The organism is Halomonas ventosae, from assembly GCF_004363555.1.
Taxonomy (GTDB): domain Bacteria; phylum Pseudomonadota; class Gammaproteobacteria; order Pseudomonadales; family Halomonadaceae; genus Halomonas; species Halomonas ventosae.
The window spans coordinates 12,075-36,511 of record NZ_SNZJ01000025.1 but is presented as its reverse complement, the minus strand read 5'-3'; the positions used below and the strand labels follow the sequence as shown (position 1 = coordinate 36,511).

The following is a 24,437-nucleotide window of genomic DNA, read 5'->3' as shown; positions in this document are numbered from 1 at the left end:
TTTACTGTTCGTTCTCGAACCATGGCGCACGGGCAGTCATGATCAGTGCCGCGGCGCGCTCCTCGTCGATTCCCTCGATGTCCAGCAGGTCATCGACGGACTGCTCGGCCAGGTCCTCCATGGTGACAATGTCTCGACTGGCCAGGATGAAGGCCAGGTGGCGCTCCATACCGTCCATCTCCAGCAGGTCGTCGGCCGGCTGGGCACCATCGAGCTCCTCCTCGGAGGCGATGGCCAGGTTCAGCAGTTCGTCCTTGGCACGAGCGCGCAGCTCCTCGATGAGCTCCTCGTCGAACTCCTCGATCTCCAGCATCTCCTCGACCGGCACGTAGGCGACCTCCTCCAGGGAGGTAAAGCCCTCCTCCACCAGCAGGCGCGCCACATCCTCGTCGATGTCCAGATGCTGGATGAAATGCTCGACCAGGCTGTCGATCTCCTGATCGCGCTTGTCCTCGGCCTCCTCCTCGGTCATGACGTTGAGACGCCATCCGGTGAGCTCGGAGGCCAGGCGCACGTTCTGGCCACTGCGGCCGATGGCCTGGGCCAGGTTGTCCTCGGCGACGGCCACGTCCATGGCGTGGGCCTCCTCGTCGACGAGGATCGAGGCGACATCCGCGGGCGCCATGGCGTTGATCACCAGCTGGGCGGGGTTGTCGTCCCACAGCACGATGTCCACGCGCTCATTCTGCAGCTCCGAGGAGACCGCCTGCACCCGCGAGCCGCGCATGCCCACGCAGGCCCCCACCGGGTCGATGCGCCGGTCGTTGGTCTTGACCGCGATCTTGGCCCGCGAGCCCGGGTCGCGTGCCGCGCCCTTGATCTCGATGAGCTGCTCGGCGATCTCCGGCACCTCGATGCTGAACAGCTCGATGATCAGCTCCGGACAGGTGCGCGACAGGATCAACTGGGCGCCGCGCGCCTCGGGGTCGACCTTGGTGAGCAGCGCGCGGACCCGCTCGTTCATGCGGTAGCGCTCGCCGGGGATCATCTCGCTGCGCGGCAGGAAGGCCTCGGCATTCTCGCCCAGGTCGATGATCAGGCCGTCGCGTGTCGTCTTCTTGACGATGCCGGCGACCAGCTCGCCCTCGCGCTCGGCATACTGGCGTACCACCTCGGCCCGCTCGGCCTCGCGCACCTTCTGCACGATGACCTGCTTGGCGGTCTGGGCGGCGATCCGGCCGAAGGAGGCGTTCTCGATGCGCTCCTCGACCACGTCGCCCAGCCCCAGGGGCGGGTCACGGCGCTCGGCGAAGGAGAGCTTGATCTGGGCATCGGGCCCGTCGAAGTCATCGTCCTCGACCACCTCCCAGCGACGGAACGTCTCGTAGTCGCCGGTCTCGCGGTCGATGTGCACGCGCACGCTGGCTTCCTCGTCCTCGAAGCGCTTGCGCGATGCACTGGCCAGGGCCGCCTCGACGGCCTCGAAGATCACCTCGCGGTTGACCCCCTTCTCGTTGGAGATCGCGTCGACGACCGCCAGAATTTCTTTACTCATGCCTTAGCCTCGCCAGTGAACCTGTCCTTATGCACCGAGCCCATCACGTGAACTGCGGGACGACCCGCGCCTGATCGATGCCCTCGATGGGAAAGCAATACTCCTCGCCGTCAATCTGCAGCAGTACCTCGTCGCTCTCGACCCCGGCCAGCAACCCCTGGAACTTGCGCCGCCCGTCGAAGGGCAGGCGCAGCTTCACGGCCACCACATGACCGGCGTAGCGCTCGAACTGCTCGAGGGTGAACAGCGGCCGGTCCATGCCCGGCGAGGAGACTTCCAGCCGGTACTCGCCGGGCACCGGGTCCTCGACATCGAGCACCGCACTGACCTGGCGGCTGACGTCGGCGCAATCGTCCACGCTCACCCCGTCCTCATGATCGATATAGATCACCAGGCGGGAATGTTTGCCCTGGGACAGATGATCGATGCCCCATAGCTCGAACCCCATGGCGGAGACCACCGGCTCGATCAGCGCATGCAGCGCAGCATCCTTGATTGCCACGGAAGAAAGCTCCTACAGCCGTTGCATCAGGCACCTGGCCGGGAGTGAAGAGAAGAGTCAGGTGGCTGATTGGCGTTGCCCGGAGCAGCGCCGCCGTCTCCGGCCGGCAAGCTGCTAACAAAAAGCCCCTTCACAGGAAGGGGCTTTCACAAGAAACCTGTATACCACTTCGGCTCTCTGGCATGCCCCTCTAACCTCTGCATGCCTGCCAGGAAGATGGTAGCGGGGACCGGATTTGAACCGATGACCTTCGGGTTATGAGCCCGACGAGCTACCAGACTGCTCCACCCCGCATCAATCTAGGCCGGTGATTGTAAGCCCGCATGACGACTTCGTCAAGCGGCAACACCGCATACTGCCAATCCTGCTTCGAAGCCCCGACGACTGCGTCGAGCGCTTCGCATATGGTGCCGAAGGCGGGACTTGAACCCGCACGACCGTAAGGTCACTACCCCCTCAAGATAGCGTGTCTACCAATTCCACCACTTCGGCATCGGGGAGGCTGGATGACGACGTCAGTCGCCGCTTTCCTCCAGCGCTGGCGCCGTATTATCCACATCCCCACCGGCATCGTCAAGGGTCGGCACGGCATTCTGCTGCTCGATCAGCTCGGCATCGGGAATGCCGGCCTCCGGCGCCTCGCCCGCCTGGGAGGCGAACCAGGCCAGGGTCAGGGACGTGGCGAAGAAGGCCACGGCCAGCAGCCCGGTGAACTTCGCCAGGAAGCTGCCGCTGCCCCGCGAGCCGAACACGGTCTGGGAGGCACCGCCACCGAAGGCGGCACCGGCTTCGGCGCCCTTGCCCTGCTGCAGCAGGATCAGGACGACCAGGGCGATGGCGATCGCCACGTGGGTCATGAGAATGGCAACTTGCATGGATTCAACCTGCTGACTGACAAATGGCTAGGAAATCGTCGACCTTGAGCGAGGCACCGCCCACCAGGCCGCCGTCGATATCGGGCTGGGCGAGCAGCTCGGCGGCATTATCCGCCTTCATGCTGCCGCCGTACAGCAGACGCATGCCGTCGGCCAGGCCGGCGTCGTAGCGCGCCAGGCACCCGCGGATGGCCGCGTGCACCGCCTGGGCCTGCTCGGGGCTCGCCGTGCGGCCGGTGCCGATGGCCCAGACGGGCTCATAGGCGACCACCAGGCGGGCGCGCTCGGCCGCATCGAGGGCGTCGAACACCGCCTCGACCTGGCCCAGCACCACCGCCTCGGTGCGCTCGGCCTCTCGCTCCTCGAGGGTCTCGCCGACGCACAGCACCGGCGTGAGCTCCTCGGAGAGGGCCGCCTTGACCCGCGCCAGCACCGCGGCATCATCCTCGCCGAACAGGGTGCGGCGCTCGGAGTGGCCGACGAGCACCAGCCGGGCGCCGCACTCGCGCAGCATCGCCGCGCTGACCTCGCCGGTGAAGGCCCCCGAGGGTTGGTCGCTGAGCGTCTGGGCGCCGACCGTCACCGACGTCTCGCCGAGCGCCCGGCCCGCCGCGTCCAGGAAGGGAAAGGGCACCATCAGCGCCACCTCGACGCTCACGGGCAGGGAGACGTCGGCGAAGGCCCGGCCGAACTCCTCGACCAGGGCCAGGGAGCCGTTCATCTTCCAGTTACCGGCGATCAGCGGCATGCGCATGGGGGGTCCTCTTTCAAGGTGGTGCGAAATGGTATAGGAGGGGCCCGGTCAAGACAACCGGGCCCTGACCGCCTCCGATCAGCCGAGCAGCGCCTGGACGTCGTCGGCCAGGCGACGCGCCAGGGCATCGACGTCCAGGTGGGGACGCCCCTCGACCATCACGCGGATCAGCGGCTCGGTACCCGAGGCCCGCAGCAGCACGCGCCCCTGGTCGCCGAGTTCCGCCTCCAGGCTGCTCACCGCCTGCCTGAGGGAGGCCTGCTCCAGCAGCGCCTTGGCATCGCTGCCCGGGGTCAGGCGCACGTTGACCAGCGCCTGGGGAGCCTTCTGCAGGCCGGCCAGCAGGCGACCCAGCGACTGCTGCTCGCGGACCATGATCGCCAGTACCTGCAGTGCCGAGACGATGCCGTCGCCGGTGGTCTGCACGTGACCGCAGACGATATGGCCGGAGGACTCGCCACCCAGCTGCCAGCCGTGGGTCGCCAGCCGCTCCATGACGTAGCGGTCGCCCACCTTGGCGCGCTCGAAGGGGATCTCGAGCTCCTCCATGGCGGCCGCCAGGCCGAAGTTGGACATCAGGGTCCCCACCACGCCACCGCCCAGCTCCCCCCGGGCATGGCGATCCCTGGCGATCAGGTAGAGGATGTCGTCGCCGTCGATCTCGCGACCGTCGGCATCCACCAGCAGCACCCGGTCGCCGTCGCCGTCGAAGGCCACCCCGAGGTCGGCCCCCTGCTGGATCACCGCCGCCCGCAGCGCGGCGGGGTGAGTCGAGCCCACTTCCTGGTTGATGTTGAGGCCGTCCGGGGTGGCGCCGATCAGGCTGACCTCGGCACCCATCTCGCGAAACACGCTGGGGGCGATGTGATAGGTGGCGCCGTGGGCGCAGTCGACGACCATCTTCAGCCCGTGCAGGCTGACCCGATCGGGAATGGTGGACTTGCAGAACTCGATGTAGCGGCCGGGGGCGTCGTCGACCCGCATCGCCTTGCCCAGGCGATCCGGCGCCACGGTGGTCAGAGGCTCCTCGAGCATGGCCTCGATGCGCGCCTCGACCTCGTCGGCCAGCTTGGTGCCGGCGGCGGAGAAGAACTTGATGCCGTTGTCCTGGAAGGGATTGTGGGAGGCCGAGATGACGATGCCGGCGTCGGCGCGGAAGGTGCGCGTCAGGTAGGCGATGGCCGGCGTCGGCATGGGCCCCAGCAGCATGACGTCGACGCCGGCGGCGGAGAGCCCGGACTCCAGGGCCGACTCGAACATGTAGCCGGAGATCCGCGTGTCCTTGCCGATCATCACCCGGGCACGCCCCTTCTCCCGGGTCAGCACCCGGCCGGTGGCCCAGCCCAGCTTGAGCATGAAGTCCGCGGTGATGGGGGACTCCCCCACGGTGCCGCGAATGCCATCGGTGCCGAAATAGCGTCTAGTCATGCGTCCTGCCTTCCTCGAGTACGGCCCAGGTCATGTTCACCGCGTCCACGTGGGGCCCCACGTCGTGGACGCGCAGGATGCGGGCGCCGCGCTCCACCGCCATGGCGGAGAGCGCCAGGCCGCCGGAGAGGCGCTCCTCCACCGGCCGCCCCAGCACCTTGCCGATCATGCTCTTGCGCGACATGCCCACCAGCAGCGGCAGCCCGAGCGCCTCCAGGCGGTCCATGTGCCTGAGCAGGCGCAGGTTGTGCTCCACCGTCTTGGCGAAGCCGAAGCCCGGGTCGAGCAGCATGCGTTCGCGTCGCAGGCCGGCCGCCTCGCAGGCCGCCACCCGTTCGCTCAGGAAGGCGGCCACGGCCTCCTCCACCGGCACGTCGTAGCGCGGGTCGTCCTGCATGTCGCCGGGCTCGCCGACCATGTGCATCAGGCATACCGGCAGCCCGCTGGCGACCGCCGCCGAGAGCGCCCCCTCGCGGCGCAGATTGCGCACGTCGTTGATCATGCAGGCGCCGGCCTGGGCCGTCGCCTGCATCACCTCGGGGGTGCTGGTATCCACCGAGACCAGGGCATCGAACTCGCGCACCAGGGCCTCCACCACCGGCACCACCCGGTCCAGCTCCTGCTGGACCGAGACCGGCTCGGCACCGGGCCGCGTGGACTCGCCGCCCACGTCGATGATCGCGGCCCCCTCGGCCAGCATCCGTTCGGCATGACGCAGGGCGTCATCCGGCACCGCATGGCGGCCGCCGTCGGAGAAGGAGTCGGGGGTAACGTTGAGGATCCCCATGATGCGGGGAAAGGAGAGGTCGAGCCGGTGCCGGCCACACGGCAGATGCGTCGGTGTTCGGGTATCCATCGTCTTCCTGTCGGTCGAACGGCAAAGGCGCCCCGCAGGGCGCCTGTGGTTGCTTGGCGGACGGCCTCAGCTGCCGGCCGGACCTCCCAGCGGGTCGGAGGGTCGACGCCTGGGCGTCTCGTCGTCCTCGGCATCGTCGCTCGACTCCGGGGCCGGCTCGGGGCGCGGCTCGCCGCCCGAGGGGGCGCCGCTGCTCGGATCGTCCCAGCCCTCGGGGGGCCGCGGATCCCGCCCTTCCATGATGTCCTTGAGCTGATGGGAGTCGATGGTCTCGTACTTCATCAGCGCCTCGGCCATGGCGTCGAGCTTGTCGCGATTCTCCTCGAGGATCTTCTTGGCCTGGTCGTAGCAGCCGTCGATGATCTTGCGCACCTCCTTGTCCAGCTTGGAGGTGGTCTCGCCGGACTTGAGCTTGCCACCCTGGCCGGGCCCGCCGAGGAACTGGTGGGACTCGTCCTCGTCGTACATGATCGGCCCCATCTCCTCGGAGAGGCCCCACTTGGCGACCATGTTGTGCGCCAGCTCGGTGGCCCGCTTGATGTCGTTGGAGGCGCCGGTGGTGACACCGTTCGGCCCCAGCGTCATCTCCTCGGCGATGCGGCCGCCGAACAGCGAGCAGATCTGGCTGATGATCTGCTGGCGCGAGAGGCTGTAGCGATCCTCCTCCGGCAGGAACATGGTCACGCCCAGCGCCCGGCCGCGGGGGATGATGGTCACCTTGTAGACCGGGTCGTGCTCCGGCATCACCAGGCCGATGATGGCGTGGCCCGACTCGTGGTAGGCGGTGTTGAGCTTCTCCTTGTCGGTCATGACCATGGACTTGCGCTCGGCGCCCATCATGATCTTGTCCTTGGCCATGTCGAGCTCTTCCATGCTCACCAGGCGCTTGTTGCGCCGTGCGGCGAAGAGCGCGGCCTCGTTGACTAGGTTGGCCAGGTCGGCGCCGGAGAAGCCCGGGGTGCCGCGGGCGATCAGCGACGGCTTGACGTCGTCGGCCAGCGGCACCTTGCGCAGGTGCACGTTGAGGATGTGCTCGCGGCCGCGGATGTCCGGCAGCGGCACCACCACCTGGCGGTCGAAGCGGCCCGGGCGCAGCAGCGCGGGGTCGAGCACGTCGGGACGGTTGGTGGCGGCGATGACGATGATGCCTTCGTTGGCCTCGAAGCCGTCCATCTCGACCAGCAGCTGGTTGAGGGTCTGCTCGCGCTCGTCGTTGCCGCCGCCCATGCCGGCACCGCGCGAGCGGCCCACGGCGTCGATCTCGTCGATGAAGATGATGCAGGGCGCCTGCTTCTTGGCCTGCTCGAACATGTCACGCACGCGGGAGGCGCCCACGCCGACGAACATCTCGACGAAGTCGGAACCGGAGATCGAGAAGAACGGCACCTTGGCCTCGCCGGCGATGGACTTGGCGAGCAGGGTCTTGCCGGTGCCCGGCGGGCCCACCATCAGCACGCCGCGCGGAATGGTACCGCCCAGGCGCTGGAACTTGGTCGGGTCGCGCAGGAAGTCGACCAGCTCCTCGACCTCCTCCTTGGCCTCGTCGCAGCCGGCGACATCGGCGAAGGTGGTCTTGATCTGGTCCTGGGAGAGCAGCTTGGCCTTGGACTTGCCGAAGCTCATCGGCCCGCCCTTGCCGGCCCCACCGCCCTGCATCTGGCGCATGAAGAACATGAAGATGGCGAGGATCAGCAAGATCGGGAAGCTGGCGATCAGCAGGCGCATCCACAGGCTCTGCTGCTCGGGCTCCTTGCCCACCACGGTGACGTTATTGGCGAGCAGGTCATCCATCAGCTTGGGATCCTCCGCCGCCGGGCGGATGGTCCGGAACTGGGACCCGTCCGTGCGTTCACCGGTGACGGTGTAGCCATCGATGGTCACGCTGCGGATCTGCTCGTTCTGCACCTGCTGGACGAACTGGGAGTAGTTCATCGCCTGCGGTGAGCTGTCGACGCTGAAGTTGTTGAACACCGTCAGCAGCACTGCCGCGATGACCAACCACAGAATCAGGTTCTTCGCCATGTCGTTCAAGGGACTACCCTCATTGCAAGAATCTGTCGGCCGAAAATGCCTGGTCCTTCGACACTACATGAGCGGCACATGTTCAGCCAGCCTACGGCCGGAGCGGGAAACTGCCGCCACTGTGACACAGTCGCGGCGTCCTGTCCGGCAATCGGCCCGTTAGGCGCGGCCTATCACAGCCGCGCCCCGTGTGCGGCCGAGGACGTGCCTCAGCCGCGAAACCCTTCCGCCAGCAGGTAGACCTCGCGGGAGCGTGCCCGGGAGGCCTCCGGCTTGCGGGTCACCACCCGCGTGAAGCTGCCGCGCAGCTCCTTGAGAAAGGCATCGAACCCCTCACCCTGGAACACCTTGGCCAGGAAGGTGCCGCCGGGCGAGAGCGTCTGGCGCGCCAGGTCCAGCGCCAGCTCGACGAGGTACATCGCCTGGGGCTGGTCGATGGCCGCCATCCCACTCATGTTGGGGGCCATGTCGGACATCACAAGGTCTACCGGCCGGTCACCGAGGGCGGCGAGGATTTCCTCGAGCACGCGCTCCTCGGTGAAGTCGCCCTGGATGAAGTCGACATCCGCCAGGGCATCCATCTCGAGGATGTCGGAGGCGATCACCACCCCTTCGGAGCCGACCTTCTCGGCGGCCACCTGGCTCCAGCCGCCCGGGGCGGCGCCTAGGTCGATCACCGTCATTCCGCGACGCAGCAGGCGGTCCTTCTCGTCAAGCGCCAGCAGCTTGTAGCTGGCGCGGCTGCGATAGCCGTCCTGCCAGCTCTGCTGCACGAAGCGGTCGTCGAAGTGCTCCTTCAGCCAGCCCTTGCTGGTCTTGCTGGCCGGCGCCTTGCCGGCAGCGCCCTTGGAGCGGGAAGCGTTGGAACGTGCCACGGCATCACCTGTGAATGACCATGAATGACAGGCAGTCGAGCGGATTCCGGTAAGACCTGGTGGAGGTACGACGGGGTGCTGACCTGCGGGACCGGTCGAAGGAAACATGCGGAGACAGGGCGGCGAGCTTTCGCCACGCGGCGTTTCACCGTACCATGTGCGCTGCGCGCCAACCGGGAAGAAGCAAGATACCATGAGCTTGTCACAGGCACAAAAGAGAGCATTCCGCAGCATCGGCCACCACCTCGACCCCGTGGTCACCGTCTCCGAGAACGGGGCCTCCGAGGGGGTCCTCGCCGAGCTCGACCGCGCCCTGGGCGACCATGAGCTGGTCAAGGTCAAGCTCGCCCTGCCCGACCGCGATGACCGCGCCGCCATGCTCGACGAGCTGGTCGCGGCGAGCGGCGCCGAGCTGGTACAGAAGATCGGCAAGATGGCCCTGCTCTACCGCCACAACCCCCGGGCCAACCCGAAGCTCTCCAACATCACGCGCTTCGAGAATCACCACGGGCGGCGCTGACGCGCTTCGCGCGAGGAGCAAGGAGCAAGGAGCAAGGAGCAAGGAGCAAGCACAGCTTGCCGTCTTGCAGAGATGAAGAAGCCCCGCAGGCATTCGCCTGCGGGGCTTTCTTGTAGCTTGATCCTTGTAGCTTGTCGCTGCCCGAAGGGCTACAGGTGCTCGACGCTGGAGATCTCGTACTCGACCTCGCCGCCGGGGGTGCGCACCACCACCACGTCGCCCTCCTCCTTGCCGATCAGGGCACGAGCGATGGGCGAGGTCACCGAGATGCGGCCGGCCTTGATGTCGGCCTCGTCCTCGCCGACGATGCGGTAGGTCACCTCGTCGTCGGTCTCCAGGTTGATCAGCCCCACGGTCACGCCGAAGATCACCTTGCCGGTCTGGGGCAGCTTGGTGACGTCGATCACCTGGGCGTTGGAGAGCTTGCCCTCGATCTCCTGGATGCGCCCCTCGATGAACCCCTGCTGCTCGCGGGCCGCATGGTACTCGGCGTTCTCCTTCAGGTCGCCGTGCTCGCGAGCCTCGGCGATGGCGGCAATCACCCTCGGCCGCGCCTCGCCCTTGAGCTCCTCCAGCTCCTTGCGAAGCCGCTTCTCACCGGCGACGGTCATCGGGACCTTGTTCATTGCGTAGCTCCTGCATGCAGTTCCTGTAGCCGCCGCACGGTAATGGCATTGCCGTACTCGAGCGCCATGCAAACGGCATTGGCCCCTGCCAGGGTGGTGGCATAGGGAACCTTGCGGGCGAGTGCAGTGCGGCGGATCACCGAGGAGTCATTGATGGCCTGGCGGCCCTCGGTGGTGTTGACGATATAGGCGACCTCGTCGTTCTTGAGCAGATCGACGATATGCGGACGGCCCTCATAGACCTTGTTGACGATCTCCACCGGCAGGTCGGCGGCCTCAAGGGCCTCCGCCGTGCCACGGGTCGCGCACAGAGTGAACCCCAAGGTTACCAGAGAACGGGCCACCTCGATAACTCCCGCCTTGTCCGGGTCACGCACCGAGAGGAACGCCTTGCGCTCGCCCTCGAGTGGCGGGATCGCCTCGCCGGCGCCGAGCTGCGCCTTGTAGAAGGCCTCGGCGAAGGTGTCGCCACTGCCCATCACCTCGCCGGTGGACTTCATCTCCGGGGAGAGGATCGGGTCGACCCCCGGGAACTTGTTGAACGGGAAGACCGCCTCCTTGACGCTGAAGAAGTGCGGCACGATCTCGCGGGTGAAGCCCTGCTCGGCCAGGCTGGTGCCGGCCATGCAGCGCGCGGCGATCTGGGCAAGCGAGGTGCCGATGCACTTGGAGACGAAAGGCACGGTGCGCGAGGCGCGCGGGTTGACCTCGATGACGTAGATCTCGCCGTCCTGCCAGGCCAGCTGGACGTTCATCAGGCCCTTGACGCCGAGCTCCACGGCCATCTGCCGGACCTGCTCGCGCATCGCGTCCTGCACCTCGGCGGGCAGCGAGTAGGGCGGCAGCGAGCAGGCGGAATCGCCGGAGTGTACGCCGGCCTGCTCGATGTGCTGCATGATGCCGCCGATCACCACCTCGGCCCCGTCGCTGACCGCGTCGATGTCGATCTCGATGGCGGCATTGAGGAAGTGGTCGAGCAGCACCGGGGAGTCGTTGGAGACCTTGACCGCGTGGGTCATGTAGTTCTCCAGCTCAGAGGCGTCGTAGACGATCTCCATGGCGCGTCCGCCCAGCACGTAGCTGGGACGCACCACCAGCGGATAGCCGATCGCCTCGGCCTTGGCGAAGGCCTCCTCGAAGCTGCGCGCGGTGGCGTTGGGCGGCTGCTTGAGGCCCAGCTTGTCGATCATCTGCTGGAAGCGCTCGCGGTCCTCGGCGCGGTCGATGGCGTCCGGGGTGGTGCCGATGATCGGCACGCCGGCGGCCTCGAGCTCGCGGGCGAGCTTCAGCGGGGTCTGGCCGCCGAACTGCACGATCACGCCGACCGGCTGCTCCTTGTCGGCGATCTCCAGCACGTCCTCCAGGGTCACCGGCTCGAAGTAGAGGCGGTCACTGGTGTCGTAGTCGGTGGAGACGGTCTCCGGGTTGCAGTTGACCATGATGGTCTCATAGCCGTCGTCGTGCATGGCGAAGGCGGCATGGACGCAGCAGTAGTCGAACTCGATGCCCTGGCCGATGCGGTTGGGCCCGCCACCCAGCACCATGATCTTCTGGCGGTCGGAGACCTCCGCCTCGCACTCCTCCTCGTAGGTCGAGTACATGTAGGCGGTGTCCGAGGCGAACTCCGCGGCACAGGTGTCGACCCGCTTGTAGACCGGGCGAATGCCGGCCTGCTGGCGGGTGCGGCGGAACTCCTTCTCGGCGACCCCCAGCAGGCTCGCCAGGCGGGCATCCGAGAAGCCCTTGCGCTTGAGGGCGAACAGCTCGCGGGGAGTGAACTCGGAGAGCGAGCGACGCGCCACCTCGGCCTCGGTGGCCACCAGGTCCTCGATCTGCACCAGGTACCAGCGGTCGATGTTGGTCAGCGCGAAGACCTCGTCGACGCTCATCCCGGCGCGCATGGCGTCGGCGACGAAGAAGATGCGCTCGGCACCGGCGGCCTGCAGCTCGCCCTTGATGTGCGCCATGGCCTCGTCGCTGAACTCGCCGGGCTTGAACTCGGGAAACTTGGGGTCGAGGCCGTCGTTGCCGGTCTCCAGGCCACGCAGCGCCTTCTGCAGCGACTCCTGGAAGGTGCGACCGATGGCCATCACCTCGCCCACCGACTTCATCTGGGTGGTCAGGCGATCGTTGGCCTGGGGGAACTTCTCGAAGGTGAAGCGCGGGATCTTGGTTACGACGTAGTCGATGGAAGGCTCGAAGGAGGCCGGGGTGCGCCCGCCGGTGATGTCGTTCGAAAGCTCGTCCAGGGTGTAGCCCACCGCCAGCTTGGCGGCGATCTTGGCGATCGGGAAGCCGGTGGCCTTGGAGGCCAGCGCCGAGGAGCGCGACACCCGCGGGTTCATCTCGATGACCACCACGCGCCCGGTGTCGGGGTCGACGCCGAACTGCACGTTGGAACCGCCGGTCTCGACGCCGATCTCGCGCAGCACCGCCAGCGAGGCGTCGCGCATGATCTGGTATTCCTTGTCGGTCAGCGTCTGGGCCGGGGCCACGGTGATGGAGTCGCCGGTGTGCACGCCCATGGGGTCGAAGTTCTCGATGGCGCAGACGATGATGCAGTTGTCGTTCCGATCACGGACGACCTCCATCTCGTACTCCTTCCAGCCCAGCAGCGACTCGTCGATCAAGAGCTCGTGGTTGTTGGAGAGCTCGAAGCCGCGGGTGCAGATCTCCTCGAACTCCTCCTTGTTGTAGGCCACGCCGCCGCCGGAGCCACCCATGGTGTAGGAGGGGCGGATGATCACCGGGAAGCCCAGCGACGCCTGGATCCGCCAGGCCTCTTCCATGCTGTGCGCCACCTCGGCCTTGGGACACTCCAGGCCGATGCGCTTCATGGCCTGGTCGAAGAGGTCGCGGTCCTCGGCCTTGTTGATGGCATCGGCGTTGGCGCCGATCATCTCCACGCCGTACTTCGTCAGCACGCCGTGCTTGTCCAGGTCCAGGGCGCAGTTGAGCGCCGTCTGGCCGCCCATGGTCGGCAGCACGGCATCCGGGCGCTCGGCCTCGATGATCTTCTCCACCGCCTGCCAGGTGATCGGCTCGATGTAGGTGGCGTCGGCCATCACCGGGTCGGTCATGATGGTGGCCGGGTTGGAGTTGACCAGGATGACCCGGTAACCCTCCTCGCGCAGCGCCTTGCAGGCCTGGGCGCCGGAGTAGTCGAATTCGCAGGCCTGGCCGATGACGATGGGGCCAGCACCAATGATCAGGATGCTCTGGATGTCGGTACGCTTGGGCATGACGGTTCCCGCGGCTAATCGATGAATGACGGTCTGATGGAGAGCGATGCTGCCTAGCGGCGTTCCTTCATCATGGTGACGAAGCGGTCGAACAGCGGCGACACGTCGCGCGGCCCCGGGCTCGCCTCGGGGTGGCCCTGGAAGCTGAAGGCCGGGCGGTCGGTGCGCTCGACGCCCTGCAGGGTGCCGTCGAACAGCGAGCGGTGGGTGGCCCGCAGGTTGGCCGGCAGGCTCGCCTCGTCGGCGGCGAAACCATGGTTCTGGCTGGTGATCATCACGCGGCCGGTATCGAGGTCCTGCACCGGGTGGTTGGCGCCGTGGTGGCCGTGATTCATCTTCACCGTCTTCGCCCCGCTGGCCAGCGCCAGCAGCTGGTGGCCCAGGCAGATGCCGAACACCGGGATCCCGGTCTCGAGGAGCTCCTGGATCGCCTTGATGGCGTAGTCGCAGGGCTCGGGGTCGCCGGGCCCGTTGGCCAGGAAGACGCCATCGGGGGCCATGGCCAGCACCTCGGCGGCCGGGGTCTGGGCCGGCACCACGGTGAGGCGGCAGCCGCGGGAGGCGAGCATGCGCAGGATGTTGCGCTTGACGCCGTAGTCGTAGGCGACCACGTGGTAGGGACGTTCACCCTGGGTGGTATCGGCGTACCCCTTGCCCAGGGCCCACTCGCCCTCGCTCCACTCGTAGGGGGTCTGGCAGGAGACCACCTTGGCCAGGTCCATGCCCTTGAGGCCCGGGAAGGCGCGGGCCGCGGCCAGTGCCCGCTCCACGGCATCGTCGCCCTCGGCCTCGCCACCCGCCAGGATCGCGCCGTTCTGGGCGCCCTTGTCGCGCAGGATGCGGGTCAGGCGGCGGGTATCGATGTCGGCGATGCCCAGCACGTTCTGGCCCTTGAGGTAGTCGGAGAGCGTCTGTTCACTGCGGAAGCTGCTGGCCAGCAGGGGGAGGTCACGGATCACCAGGCCGGCGGCGGCGATGGCGCCGGACTCGACGTCCTCGGCATTGACGCCGGTATTGCCGATGTGCGGATAGGTGAGGGTGACGATCTGACGGGTGTAGGAGGGGTCGGTCAGGATTTCCTGGTAACCGGTCATGGCCGTATTGAACACCACCTCACCGCTGGTTTGTCCATCGGCACCGATGGCCGTGCCGTGGAATACACTGCCGTCTTCCAGGGCCAGTATCGCGGGTCTGTTCAATGCAACGTCCTCCCAGGTGTATAGAGAGCTATCGAGACAGCTCGTCAAGGAATACTGCGGGGCCATGGCCGGGCCCCGGGTGGCCGGCCCGTAAAAAAGCGGGACGAAACCCGATGTAAGACCGGTTTCATCCCGCTTGTTGTCATTCGCTCGGAATGCCTGGGCCGAAGCAACAAGCGCTCGAGAGGGCTGTTTGCCCGCGCGCCCGGCCAAAATTTTGGGGATATTACAGGAAATGGTGCCCGGCGGCTACCCCCGAGCGGGCCATCGATACTGGGCTGCCAAGGGGCCATGTCACGCCATAGCCTGCGGTGGGCTTTGCGGGAGTCGTCGGTTCGACGCTTCGATTTGCACGACGAAAGGCGGAGGCCATCAATTTGTGGGAGCGCTGCTTGCAGCGCGATAGGCGGAGGGCATCACATCGCCGTGCAAGCACGGCTCCCACAAGTGCCATCACTCCAGCCCAAGCACATCCTGCATCGAGTAGCGGCCGTTGGCCTGCCCGGTCACCCAGCGCGCGGCACGCACCGCGCCCTTGGCGAAGGTCATGCGGCTCGAGGCCTTGTGGGTGATCTCGATGCGCTCGCCCTCGGTGGCGAACATCACGGTGTGCTCGCCGACGATGTCACCGGCACGCACGGTGGCGAAGCCGATCTCCTTGTCACTGCGCGGCCCGCACTGGCCCTCCCGGGCGAAGACGCCATGCTCCTTGAGGGTGCGCCCCAGGCTCTCGGCCACCACCTCGCCCATCTTCAGCGCCGTGCCGGAGGGGGCATCCACCTTGTGGCGGTGGTGGGCCTCGATCACCTCGATGTCGTAGCCCTCGTCGCCCAGCGCCTTCGCCGCCGTCTCGAGCAGCTTCAGCGTCAGGTTCACTCCCACGCTCATGTTCGGCGCGAAGACCATCGGCACCCGGTCGCGGAAGGCGTCCAGCGCGGCGAGCTCCTCGTCGTTCAGGCCGGTGGTGCCGATGACGATGCGCTTGCCGTGCTCGGCGCAGAAGGCCAGGTTGGCCAGCGTCACCTGCGGCGCGGTGAAGTCGATCAGCACATCGATGTCGTCGACGATGGCCTCGAGTGAATCCACGGCGGCCACGCCCAGCTTGCCGACCCCCGCCAGCTCGCCGATATCGGCGCCCACCAGGGAGCTTCCGGGCTCGACGATGCCGCCGGCCAGGGTAGCCCCGGCATCCTGCTGCACGGCGTTGACCAGGGTGCGGCCCATGCGGCCGGCGACGCCGACGATGGCGATACGGGTCATGCGGACTCCTGCGAATTCGATGGCTGCGGAATGGGCGGCAGTATACCAGAGGCCACCCGACCGGGGTGGCCGCCCCTCGGCAATCCCCCCACACTGGGCATATCGATGCCGAGGGCCATCAACATGCCTGCACCGACCGAGCACCTCCCCGCGGACCACCCCCTGCTGGCCCTGCTGCAGCGCCATGAGCGCGTGCTGGTGGCCGGCGCGCCGGGCAGCGGCAAGAGCACCCTGGTGCGCGCCGCCGCGGCGACCCTGGCCGCCCGGGGCCAGGCATGCCACTGCCTGAGCGCCGACCCGGGACTGCCCGGCATCGGGCCACCCGGTGCGGCCTGCCTGGGCCGCTGGGAAGCCGGGGAGTGGCGGCTGGAAGCGATCGCCGCGCTGGCCACCCTGGATGCCGCCCGTTTCCGGTTGCCGCTGGTGCAGGCGGTGCGACGGCTGGCCGAGCAGGCCCCCGCCGGCACCCTGCTGCTGGACGCCCCGGGGGTGGTACGCGGCGCTGCCGGGGCCGAGCTGCTGCCGGCGCTGGCACAGGCCGCAGGCGTCGGTGCCCTGCTGGTGCTGGCGGCAGAAGCGGCGCCCTTCCCGCTGCACGAGGAGTGTCGCGCCCTGGGTCGGGAGAGCGTCACCCTGGCGCCGGCCCCGCACGCCCGCCATCCCGGAAAGCGCTGGCGCCGCGCGCGGCGCAGCGACGACTGGGACGCCTGGCTGGTGCAGGCCCACGAGGCCGTACTCGAGCTGCCCTCGCTTTCCCTGACCGGTACCACCCCGCCGCGCAGCGCCCCCGAGGCCTGGGCGGGGCGCCAGGTGGGACTGCTCGATGCCCGGGGCGACACCCTGGGGCTCGGCGAGATCCTGGCGCTGGAGGGTGAGCGGCTGCGGATTCGCACGCCGCCGCTTGCCGGCACGCCCCATTCCCTGGTGGTGCGCGATGCTCGCCGCGGCCGCGACGGCCAGCTGGGCACCGCCCTGCCCCACGCAACCGCCCCGGAGACGCCCGGGCTGGACGACACCCCCGCGCCCCTGGAGAGCCGCGACGGCCCGCGCCCCCGGGCCGATCTCGGCACTTTCACCGCGACACTGGTCAACGGCGTCTTCGGCGACCCGCTGCTGCACCTGCGGCTGCGCCACCAGTCGCGCAGCCTGCTGTTCGACCTGGGCGACCCCGGCCGCCTGCCGGCGCGTCTCGCCCACCAGGTCAGCGACGTCTTCATCAGCCACGCCCACTTCGACCACATCGGCGGCTTCCTGTGGCTGCTGCGCTCGCGCATCGGCGAGTACCCACCCTGCCGGCTCTACGGCCCGCCGGGGCTGGCGGAGCACCTGCAGGGGCTGGTGAGCGGCATCCTCTGGGACCGGGTCGCCGAGAAGGCGCCCCGCTTCGAGGTCGGCGAGCTGCATGGCGAGCGCCTCGTACGCTGGCGGATCGTCGCCGGCGAGACGCGCCCCACCCCCCTGCCCGCGCGCCCGGCCCCCGGTGGCCTGCTGCACGAGGAGCTCGGCTTTCGCGTGCGGGCCACCACCCTCGACCACGGCACGCCGGTGCTGGCCTTTGCCCTGGAGCCCGAACGGCAGGTGGCGGTGCGCAAGGAGCGGCTGGAGGCCCATGGCTGGCCGCCGGGCCCCTGGCTCGGCACGCTCAAGCATCATGTCCTGGCGGGCGAGGGAGAGGCCCGCATCCGGCTGCCGGACGGCACCACCCGGAGCGCCGCCAGCCTGGCACAGGCCCTGCTGCTGACCCGGCCGGGGGAACGGCTGGTCTATGCCACCGACCTCGGCGACACCGCGGAGAACCGCCGGCGCCTGGTCGCCCTGGCCTGGGGTGCCCGGGTGCTCTTCTGCGAGGCCCCCTTCCTGGCGGCCGAGGCGGAGCAGGCCCGGCGTACCGGCCACCTGACCGCCCGGGCCTGTGGCGAGATCGCCGCGGCGGCCGGGGTGGCACGCCTGGTGCCCTTCCACTTCTCGCGCCGCCACATCACCGATACCCGCCGCCTGCACGACGAGATTCGCCTGGCCTTTCCCGGCGAGGCAGCCGACGAACCCGCGGGGAAGGAGGAGGCCGGCTAGCCGGCCGCCCGGCCGTTACGCAGCAGCAGCGCGATCGCCACGATCACCAGCAGGCTGCCCGGCAGCCAGACCCAGCCGACCCGCTCGGGCTCGCGGACGAAGAGCAGCAGCATGGAGACGAAGGGCACCAGGTAGCTGTAGGCGGTGACCGCCCCCGGGGTGAGCGCCGAGGTAGCGCGCTGCAGGAGCCAGAAGGTCAGGGCCGTGGAGAAGAGCCCCAGGTAGACCAGCAGCAGCAGGTCCCGCCCGCTCATGGTGGCCAGGCGCGCCACCGGCTCGACGGCCAGCCCCAGCAGCCCGATCAGCACCGCGCCCAGGCCCAGGCTCCAGAAGGTGCGCACCGCCGCCGACGCCGGCAGGCGCCCGGTCGACAGCCCCCACTTGCTGAGCACCGGATAGAGCGCCGTGGAGAGACACCCCAGGAAGAACACCGCCTCGCCGATGCCGAACTGCAGGCGACCGCCCTTCGCCAGGGATTCGGCAAAGGCCAGGCCCAGCGCCCCCGCCGCCCCCAGCGCCAGGATCGCCGGCAGGCGCCAGGCCAGCCGTTCCACGCCGAAGCCCAGCCCGAGCAGGAAGGCCAGCAGCGGTACCGTGACGAAGAGGGTGGCCATGGAGAGGGCCGTGGCATGGTGCGCCGCCCAGAACATGGCGCCGAAGAAGCCGGCCAGGCAGAGCCCCATCAGCGCATAGAGCGGGAGCCGCCGCCAGGCGGGGAGGAAGTCCGGCGAGCGCCGGGCCAGCCACCACAGGCCGCTGCAGGCGATGACGAAGCGCAGCGAGGTGAGCGAGAACGGCGGCAGCTCGCTCATCGCGCCCACCGCGGGAAACGACAGCCCCACCAGCGCCGCCCACAGCAGCATGCCGAGATGGGCGGCGCGGGGCGAGACGCCGTCGCTCAATTTTCCCAGACGATCTCCAGGCTCACGCCCGTCAGCCCCTCGAGCGCGGCGTTCACCTTGCCCTCGAGCCGGTCCAGGGTCTCGTCATCCAGCGTCTCGACGGCCACGATCAACCGGTCCGGCTCGGCCTGTAGCAGGCAGCTGCCCTCGTCGAAGGTGACCCGCGCCTGGGTCTCCTCGCGGTCGATCGGCTGGGCATCGGCCCAGTCCCGGCAGAGGCGCTCGACCAGCCCCTTGGCATCCTCGGCGGGAATCTCGGCTCGTGAAATCGGCATGGCGGCCTCCGCGTCTCGTTGGGTGAAATCCCAGCCTATGACGGCGCCCCGATGAACGCCACCCCCTTTCCCGAGGCGCCTTTTCACGGCATCCCACGTGCGCTGGCTGGGGCAAGACAGGTGCCCGCCCCCAGGCACTATGCTGTGGCACAGGACACCACCACCGATCGGGAGAACTCGGCAATGATCATCAACTGCGTGGCCTACGAGAAGGGACATCGCCTGCAAGACATAAAGCCCGACGAGATCGACGGCTACCTGGGCCAGCCCGACCGTTTCGTGTGGGTGGCACTGCACGAGCCCGATGCGCAGGAGATGGCCCGCTTCCAGGCGGTGTTCGGCCTGCACGAGCTGGCCGTGGAGGACGCCCTGAACGGGCACCAGCGCCCCAAGCTCGAGGAGTATGGCGAGGCGCTGTTCGTGATCATGCACATGGTCACGATGCGTGACGACCAGCTGGAGACCGGCCAGGTGGCGGTGTTCGCCGGCCCGGGTTACGTGCTCTCGGTGCGCCTACACCCGGGCCGGGGCTTCACCGAGGTCCGCCAGCGCTGCGAGCACGAGCCGAAGCTGCTCAAACATGGCCCCGCCTTCGTGATCTATGCCCTGATGGACACCATCGTCGACCGCTATTTCCCGGTGGTCGAGGCCTTGCAGGCCGAGCTCGAGAGCATCGAGGACCAGATCTTCATCCGCGGATCGGCCCGTCAGAGCCTGGAACGCCTCTACCAGCTCAAGCGCCAGACCATGCGGCTCAAGCATGCCACCATGCCCCTGGGCGAGGCGGCGAGCCAACTGTTCGGCGGCCGGGTGCCGGCACTGTGCCGCAAGACTCGGGAGTATTTCCGCGACGTATACGACCACCTCAATCGCATCGAGTCGGCGGTGGATACCATCCGCGAGATGACCATCACCGCGATCCAGGTGAACCTCTCGATGGTGGCGATCGACGAGGGCGAGGTGCACAAGCGGCTGGCGGCCTGGGCCGCCATCTTCGCGGTGGCCACCATCCTCGCCGGGGTCTGGGGAATAAACTTCACCCACATGCCCGAGCTCGACTGGCGCCTGGGCTACCCCCTGGCACTGCTGGTGATGGGCAGTGCCTGCGGGTGGCTCTACTGGCGCTTCCGGCGCGCCGGCTGGCTGTAGCGAGGGCCATCGGACTGCACACCAGCACATGAGTGATATAGGGTAGCTTCATGCCTGAGGAGCAAGGCATGGCGGAGGGGATCAAGCCGCGGGGCAACGGCCACAGGAATCGCAAAAGGGAGTGCAATGGATACGCGGCTGGAGTACCTGACACGGCTCAGAGTGGGGCAGCGCAAGACCGGTCCCGCGCCCAACAAACCGTGCCTGCTGCTGGCCCTCATCTGCGAGATCCAGTCGGGGCATTTCAGCGCGCCCGAAGTGGTCATCGACAAGCGACTGCTTGCCCGCTACCACGATCTTTATGAGGCCGCCACAGGGAACAGACACGCCGCCAATCCTCAGCTTCCCCTCTGGCACCTGCGCAATGACCAGGGTCCCACCGGGCCACTCTGGTCACCGGATTATGTGCCAGAGATGGCCTCACTCTCGGACCAGCTCGGCCAACCGAAGTCCCTGGATAACCTGCTGGCGCGCTTTGCCTCGGCCCACCTCGATGCAGAGCTGTTCGCCGCCCTTCAGGATGCCCAGGTTGCTCGCCAGGCCTGTGCGCTCCTGACCCAGCACTACCTTTCCGACGACCCTCAGGCCTTCAGACGCCTGACGGACTATCTCGAGTGTGCGCTGGCCAGCAGCGAATACGAGAAAGCGCCTGAAAACCTGGCCGGAGTCCTCCAGGAAAGTAGCCAGCAGTACGCCCGCTCAGCGGCCTTTCGGACCCTGGTGCTGGATGCCTACGACTATCGCTGTGCGGCCAGCCGGCTGCGCTATATCACGCCGGACTACCGCTACCTGGTGGAAGCGGCCCACCTGATTCCCTTCCGCGTCAGCCAGGATGATCGCCCGACAAACGGCCTGGCGCTTACGCCCAACCTGCATTGGGCGATGGACAACCACCTGATCGCCCCGGGCCCCGATCATCGCTGGCATGTCAGCCCGGCGGTAGACGCCCTGGTGCCCGACAACGACTGGCTCTGCCGCCTCGACGGCAAGCCCCTGGTCCTGCCCAGAAATCCGCGATGGCAACCGATGTCCGAAGCGCTGGCATGGCGGATGGACCACCTGCAGCGCTGACCGGCACGGCCCAGACGCGACAGGGCCCCGGCATCGTGTGATACCGGGGCCCTGTCATTCTCCGCAGGACTGCCCTTACGGCTTCATGTCCTCGAAGAACTTCTTCACACCGTCGAAGAAGCTCGACTTCTTCGGTGAGTGGTGATGGCCGTTGCTGCCGCCCAGGCTGTCCTGGAAGGTGCGCAACAGGTCCTTCTGCTCCTCGTTGAGCTTGACCGGGGTCTCGACCACGACCTTGCACAGGAGGTCGCCCGGCGGGCCGCCACGTACCGGCTTGACCCCCTTGCCGCGCAGGCGGAAGAGCTTTCCGGTCTGGGTCTCGGGCGGGATCTTCAGCTTGACCCGGCCGTCCAGGGTCGGCACCTCCAGCTCACCGCCGAGGGCGGCGTCGACGAAGTTGATCGGCACCTCGCACTGCAGGTGGCGGCCGTCGCGCTGGAAGATGTGGTGCGGCTTGATCGCCACCTGGACGTAGAGGTCCCCGGGCGGGCCACCGTTGATGCCGGCCTCGCCCTCGCCGTTGAGGCGGATGCGGTCGCCGGTATCCACGCCGGCCGGGATCTTCACCGAGAGGGTGCGGGTCTCGCGCACCCGGCCCTCGCCGTTGCACTTGTGGCACGGCACCTTGATGTGCTGGCCGCTGCCGTGGCAGGTCGGGCAGGTCTGCTGCACGGCGAAGAAGCCCTGCTGCATGCGTACCTGGCCCATGCCGTTACAGGTCGGGCAGGTCTCCTTGCTGGAACCCGGCTCGGCACCGCCGCCGTCACAGCGCTCGCACTCGATGTGGCGCGGCACGCGGATGTCCACGCTGGTGCCGGCCACGGCGTCCTCGAGGTCGAGCTCGAGGTTGTAGCGCAGGTCGCTGCCGCGCTGCGGCGCGTTGGGATGGCGGCGACCGCCGCCCCCGCCGAAGATGTCGCCGAACACGTCGCCGAAGATGTCGCTGAAGCCGCCGGCCCCGGCACCGCCGAAGCCGCCCCCGCCGAAGCCACCGGCCTGCTCGTCGACACCGGCATGGCCGAACTGGTCGTAGGCGGCACGCTTCTCGCTGTCGCTCAGGACCTCGTAGGCCTCCGAGACCTCGCGGAACTTCTCCGCCGCAGTGTCATCCTCCGGATTGCGGTCCGGGTGGAATTTCTGGGCGAGGCGTCGGTAGGCCTTCTTAATGTCCTTCTGGTCGGCACCGCGCTCGACGCCCAGTACTTCGTAGTAGTCACGCTTGGACATGAGTCTGTCCGCCTCCGTAGGGACTCTGCGGAAACACCAACGCGGGAGTCAGGCCCCCGCGCTGGCGTCATCCGTGGTTCAGATGTCGTGGTTTACTGCTTTTTCTGGTCGTCGTTGACTTCTTCGTACTCGGCGTCGACCACGTCATCTTCCTGCTTGGCGCCAGCCTCGCTGCCGGCCTCGGCGCCCTGGGCAGCCTCGCCCTGCTCGGCGTACATCTTCTGCGCCAGGTTGCCGGAGGCCTCGGTCAGCTTGTCCAGCTTGGCCTGGATGTCGTCCTTGTCGTCGCCCTTGATCGCCTCCTCGAGCTCGGTCGCGGCGCTCTCGATGGCCTGCTTCTCCTCGTCGCTGGCCTTGTCGCCGGCCTCCTCGAGGGTCTTGCGGGCGGCGTGGACCATGCCGTCGGCCTGGTTGCGCAGCTGGACCAGCTCCTCGAACTTCTTGTCCTCGTCGGCGTGGGCCTCGGCGTCCTGGACCATCTGCTCGATCTCGTCCTCGGAGAGGCCGCTGGAGGCCTTGATGACGATCGACTGCTCCTTGCCGGTGGCCTTGTCCTTGGCAGACACGTGCAGGATGCCGTTGGCGTCCAAGTCGAAGGCGACCTCGATCTGCGGCACGCCGCGCGGCGCCGGCGGGATGTCGGCCAGGTCGAAGCGGCCCAGCGACTTGTTGCCGCCCGCCTGCTTGCGCTCGCCCTGCAGCACGTGGATGGTCACGGCGGTCTGGTTGTCATCCGCGGTCGAGAAGGTCTGGGTCTTCTTGGTCGGGATGGTGGTGTTCTTCTCGATCAGCGGGGTCATCACGCCGCCCAGGGTCTCGATACCCAGGGTCAGCGGGGTGACGTCGAGCAGCAGCACGTCCTTGACGTCGCCGCCCAGCACGCCGCCCTGAATGGCAGCACCCACGGCCACGGCCTCGTCCGGGTTGACGTCCTTGCGGGCGTCCTTGCCGAAGAAGTCGGCCACGGACTTCTGCACCATGGGCATGCGGGTCTGGCCGCCGACCAGGATGACGTCGTCGATCTCGGAGGCGGACAGGCCGGCATCCTTGAGCGCGGTCTTGCACGGCTCCATGGAGCGCTTGACCAGCTCCTCGACCAGCGACTCGAGCTTGGCGCGGGTCACCTTGACGTTGAGGTGCTTGGGGCCGGTGTTGTCGGCCGTGATGTACGGCAGGTTGACGTCGGTCTGCTGGGCACTGGAGAGCTCGATCTTGGCCTTCTCGGCGGCTTCCTTGAGGCGCTGCATGGCCAGGTTGTCGCCGGAGAGGTCGATGCCGCTGTCGGCCTTGAACTGGTCGACCAGATAGTTGATCAGCTTGAGGTCGAAGTCCTCGCCGCCCAGGAAGGTGTCGCCATTGGTGGCCAGCACCTCGAACTGGGTCTCGCCGTCGACGTCCGCCACCTCGATGATGGAGATATCGAAGGTACCACCGCCCAGGTCGTAGACCGCGATGGTCTTGTCGCCGCGCGACTTGTCCATGCCATAGGCCAGGGCGGCTGCGGTCGGCTCGTTGATGATGCGCTTGACCTCGAGGCCGGCGATGCGGCCGGCATCCTTGGTGGCCTGACGCTGGCTGTCGTTGAAGTAGGCCGGCACGGTGATGACCGCCTCGGTGACTTCCTCACCCAGGTAGTCTTCCGCGGTCTTCTTCATCTTCTTCAGCACTTCGGCGCTGACCTGCGGCGGGGCGAGCTTCTTGCCCTTCACTTCCACCCAGGCGTCACCGTTGTCGGCCTCGGAGATGGTGTAGGGCACCATCTTGATGTCCTTCTGGACGACGTCGTCCTTGAAGCGACGGCCGATCAGGCGCTTGATGGCGTACAGGGTGTTCTCGGGGTTGGTCACCGCCTGGCGCTTGGCCGCCTGGCCCACCAGGATCTCGCCGTCCTCGGTGTAGGCGATGATGGAGGGCGTGGTGCGCGCGCCTTCGGCGTTCTCGATCACCTTGGCCTTGTCACCGTCGAGCACGGCGACACAGGAGTTGGTGGTCCCCAGGTCAATACCGATGATGCGTCCCATAGGAAATCCTCGAAATTAGTGCAGTTGAATTCGTCGTCTGCGGCTTTCACCGCGGGGTTGCCGTCTAT

General features: G+C 67.8%; 20 protein-coding genes and 2 tRNA genes. 4 read left to right on the top strand and 18 right to left on the bottom strand.

Annotation, left to right across the window (positions count from 1 at the left end):
* Position 1: 1 nt before the first annotated feature.
* From nusA to rlmE, 10 genes are all read right to left on the bottom strand, one after another.
* A complete protein-coding gene (gene nusA / locus DFP85_RS17240; protein WP_133637657.1) occupies positions 2 to 1,495 on the bottom strand; it encodes a transcription termination factor NusA in 1,494 nt (497 codons plus the stop codon).
* A gap of 43 nt (positions 1,496 to 1,538) precedes the next feature.
* Positions 1,539 to 1,997, bottom strand: a complete 459-nt coding sequence (gene rimP / locus DFP85_RS17235) for a ribosome maturation factor RimP (protein ID WP_106232276.1) — start codon at positions 1,995 to 1,997, stop codon at positions 1,539 to 1,541.
* 217 nt (positions 1,998 to 2,214) lie between these two features.
* Positions 2,215 to 2,291: transfer RNA gene (locus DFP85_RS17230), tRNA-Met, on the bottom strand.
* Between the two features lie 111 nt (positions 2,292 to 2,402).
* A tRNA-Leu gene (locus tag DFP85_RS17225) sits at positions 2,403 to 2,489 on the bottom strand.
* 23 nt (positions 2,490 to 2,512) lie between these two features.
* Complete coding sequence (secG, locus tag DFP85_RS17220) at positions 2,513 to 2,872, bottom strand: preprotein translocase subunit SecG (protein ID WP_133637656.1); 360 nt, start codon at positions 2,870 to 2,872, stop codon at positions 2,513 to 2,515.
* A gap of 4 nt (positions 2,873 to 2,876) precedes the next feature.
* Positions 2,877 to 3,626, bottom strand: a complete 750-nt coding sequence (tpiA, locus tag DFP85_RS17215; protein ID WP_133637655.1) for a triose-phosphate isomerase — start codon at positions 3,624 to 3,626, stop codon at positions 2,877 to 2,879.
* Positions 3,627 to 3,704: 78 nt separating this feature from the next.
* Positions 3,705 to 5,054 (bottom strand): phosphoglucosamine mutase, encoded by a 1,350-nt coding sequence (glmM, locus tag DFP85_RS17210; RefSeq protein WP_133637654.1) that lies wholly within the window; start codon positions 5,052 to 5,054, stop codon positions 3,705 to 3,707.
* Positions 5,047 to 5,910 carry a dihydropteroate synthase gene (gene folP / locus DFP85_RS17205; protein WP_481808279.1) on the bottom strand — a complete coding sequence of 288 codons (864 nt, stop codon included), beginning with the start codon at positions 5,908 to 5,910 and terminating at the stop codon, positions 5,047 to 5,049. Before folP ends, glmM begins: the two co-directional genes overlap by 8 nt.
* Positions 5,911 to 5,976: 66 nt before the next feature.
* Positions 5,977 to 7,941, bottom strand: coding sequence for an ATP-dependent zinc metalloprotease FtsH (gene ftsH, locus DFP85_RS17200; RefSeq protein WP_133637653.1), 1,965 nt, complete (start codon positions 7,939 to 7,941; stop codon positions 5,977 to 5,979).
* A gap of 200 nt (positions 7,942 to 8,141) precedes the next feature.
* Positions 8,142 to 8,807 (bottom strand): 23S rRNA (uridine(2552)-2'-O)-methyltransferase RlmE, encoded by a 666-nt coding sequence (gene rlmE / locus DFP85_RS17195; protein ID WP_133637652.1) that lies wholly within the window; start codon positions 8,805 to 8,807, stop codon positions 8,142 to 8,144.
* 193 nt (positions 8,808 to 9,000) lie between these two features.
* Between rlmE and yhbY the strand changes: the two genes are divergently transcribed.
* Positions 9,001 to 9,327 (top strand): ribosome assembly RNA-binding protein YhbY, encoded by a 327-nt coding sequence (gene yhbY, locus DFP85_RS17190; RefSeq protein WP_133637651.1) that lies wholly within the window; start codon positions 9,001 to 9,003, stop codon positions 9,325 to 9,327.
* 149 nt (positions 9,328 to 9,476) lie between these two features.
* Here the strand turns inward: yhbY and greA are convergent, their stop codons facing one another.
* The 4 genes from greA to dapB form a co-directional block, all read right to left on the bottom strand.
* Positions 9,477 to 9,953: a transcription elongation factor GreA gene (greA, locus tag DFP85_RS17185; protein ID WP_133637650.1), complete on the bottom strand. Its 477-nt coding sequence runs from the start codon at positions 9,951 to 9,953 to the stop codon at positions 9,477 to 9,479.
* Positions 9,950 to 13,195 carry a carbamoyl-phosphate synthase large subunit gene (gene carB / locus DFP85_RS17180; protein WP_133637649.1) on the bottom strand — a complete coding sequence of 1,082 codons (3,246 nt, stop codon included), beginning with the start codon at positions 13,193 to 13,195 and terminating at the stop codon, positions 9,950 to 9,952. The genes greA and carB overlap by 4 nt, the downstream gene beginning before the upstream one ends.
* Before the next feature lie 53 nt (positions 13,196 to 13,248).
* Positions 13,249 to 14,394 carry a glutamine-hydrolyzing carbamoyl-phosphate synthase small subunit gene (gene carA / locus DFP85_RS17175; protein ID WP_208108542.1) on the bottom strand — a complete coding sequence of 382 codons (1,146 nt, stop codon included), beginning with the start codon at positions 14,392 to 14,394 and terminating at the stop codon, positions 13,249 to 13,251.
* Positions 14,395 to 14,847: 453 nt separating this feature from the next.
* Positions 14,848 to 15,654, bottom strand: a complete 807-nt coding sequence (gene dapB, locus DFP85_RS17170; protein ID WP_133637647.1) for a 4-hydroxy-tetrahydrodipicolinate reductase — start codon at positions 15,652 to 15,654, stop codon at positions 14,848 to 14,850.
* A 123-nt stretch (positions 15,655 to 15,777) separates the two neighbouring features.
* Here dapB and DFP85_RS17165 point away from each other — a divergent pair, with 123 nt between their 5' ends.
* A complete protein-coding gene (locus DFP85_RS17165) occupies positions 15,778 to 17,724 on the top strand; it encodes an MBL fold metallo-hydrolase (RefSeq protein ID WP_166644657.1) in 1,947 nt (648 codons plus the stop codon).
* On the opposite strand, the gene DFP85_RS17160 is transcribed toward DFP85_RS17165, so the two are convergent.
* Both DFP85_RS17160 and DFP85_RS17155 read right to left on the bottom strand, forming a co-directional pair.
* Positions 17,721 to 18,626, bottom strand: coding sequence for a DMT family transporter (locus DFP85_RS17160; protein ID WP_243737336.1), 906 nt, complete (start codon positions 18,624 to 18,626; stop codon positions 17,721 to 17,723). The genes DFP85_RS17165 and DFP85_RS17160 overlap by 4 nt on opposite strands.
* The gene (locus DFP85_RS17155; RefSeq protein ID WP_133637645.1) at positions 18,623 to 18,901 is read right to left on the bottom strand and encodes a DUF2218 domain-containing protein; all 279 of its coding nucleotides are present in this window, start codon (positions 18,899 to 18,901) and stop codon (positions 18,623 to 18,625) included. The genes DFP85_RS17160 and DFP85_RS17155 overlap by 4 nt, the downstream gene beginning before the upstream one ends.
* A gap of 183 nt (positions 18,902 to 19,084) precedes the next feature.
* On the opposite strand from DFP85_RS17155, the gene corA reads away from it, so the two are divergent.
* Both corA and DFP85_RS17145 read left to right on the top strand, forming a co-directional pair.
* A complete protein-coding gene (gene corA, locus DFP85_RS17150; RefSeq protein WP_133637644.1) occupies positions 19,085 to 20,050 on the top strand; it encodes a magnesium/cobalt transporter CorA in 966 nt (321 codons plus the stop codon).
* Between the two features lie 126 nt (positions 20,051 to 20,176).
* Positions 20,177 to 21,121 carry an HNH endonuclease gene (locus DFP85_RS17145; RefSeq protein WP_133637643.1) on the top strand — a complete coding sequence of 315 codons (945 nt, stop codon included), beginning with the start codon at positions 20,177 to 20,179 and terminating at the stop codon, positions 21,119 to 21,121.
* A gap of 75 nt (positions 21,122 to 21,196) precedes the next feature.
* Here the strand turns inward: DFP85_RS17145 and dnaJ are convergent, their stop codons facing one another.
* A complete protein-coding gene (gene dnaJ, locus DFP85_RS17140) occupies positions 21,197 to 22,348 on the bottom strand; it encodes a molecular chaperone DnaJ (RefSeq protein WP_133637642.1) in 1,152 nt (383 codons plus the stop codon).
* Between the two features lie 92 nt (positions 22,349 to 22,440).
* A complete protein-coding gene (dnaK, locus tag DFP85_RS17135) occupies positions 22,441 to 24,369 on the bottom strand; it encodes a molecular chaperone DnaK (protein ID WP_133637641.1) in 1,929 nt (642 codons plus the stop codon).
* Positions 24,370 to 24,437: the final 68 nt, after the last annotated feature.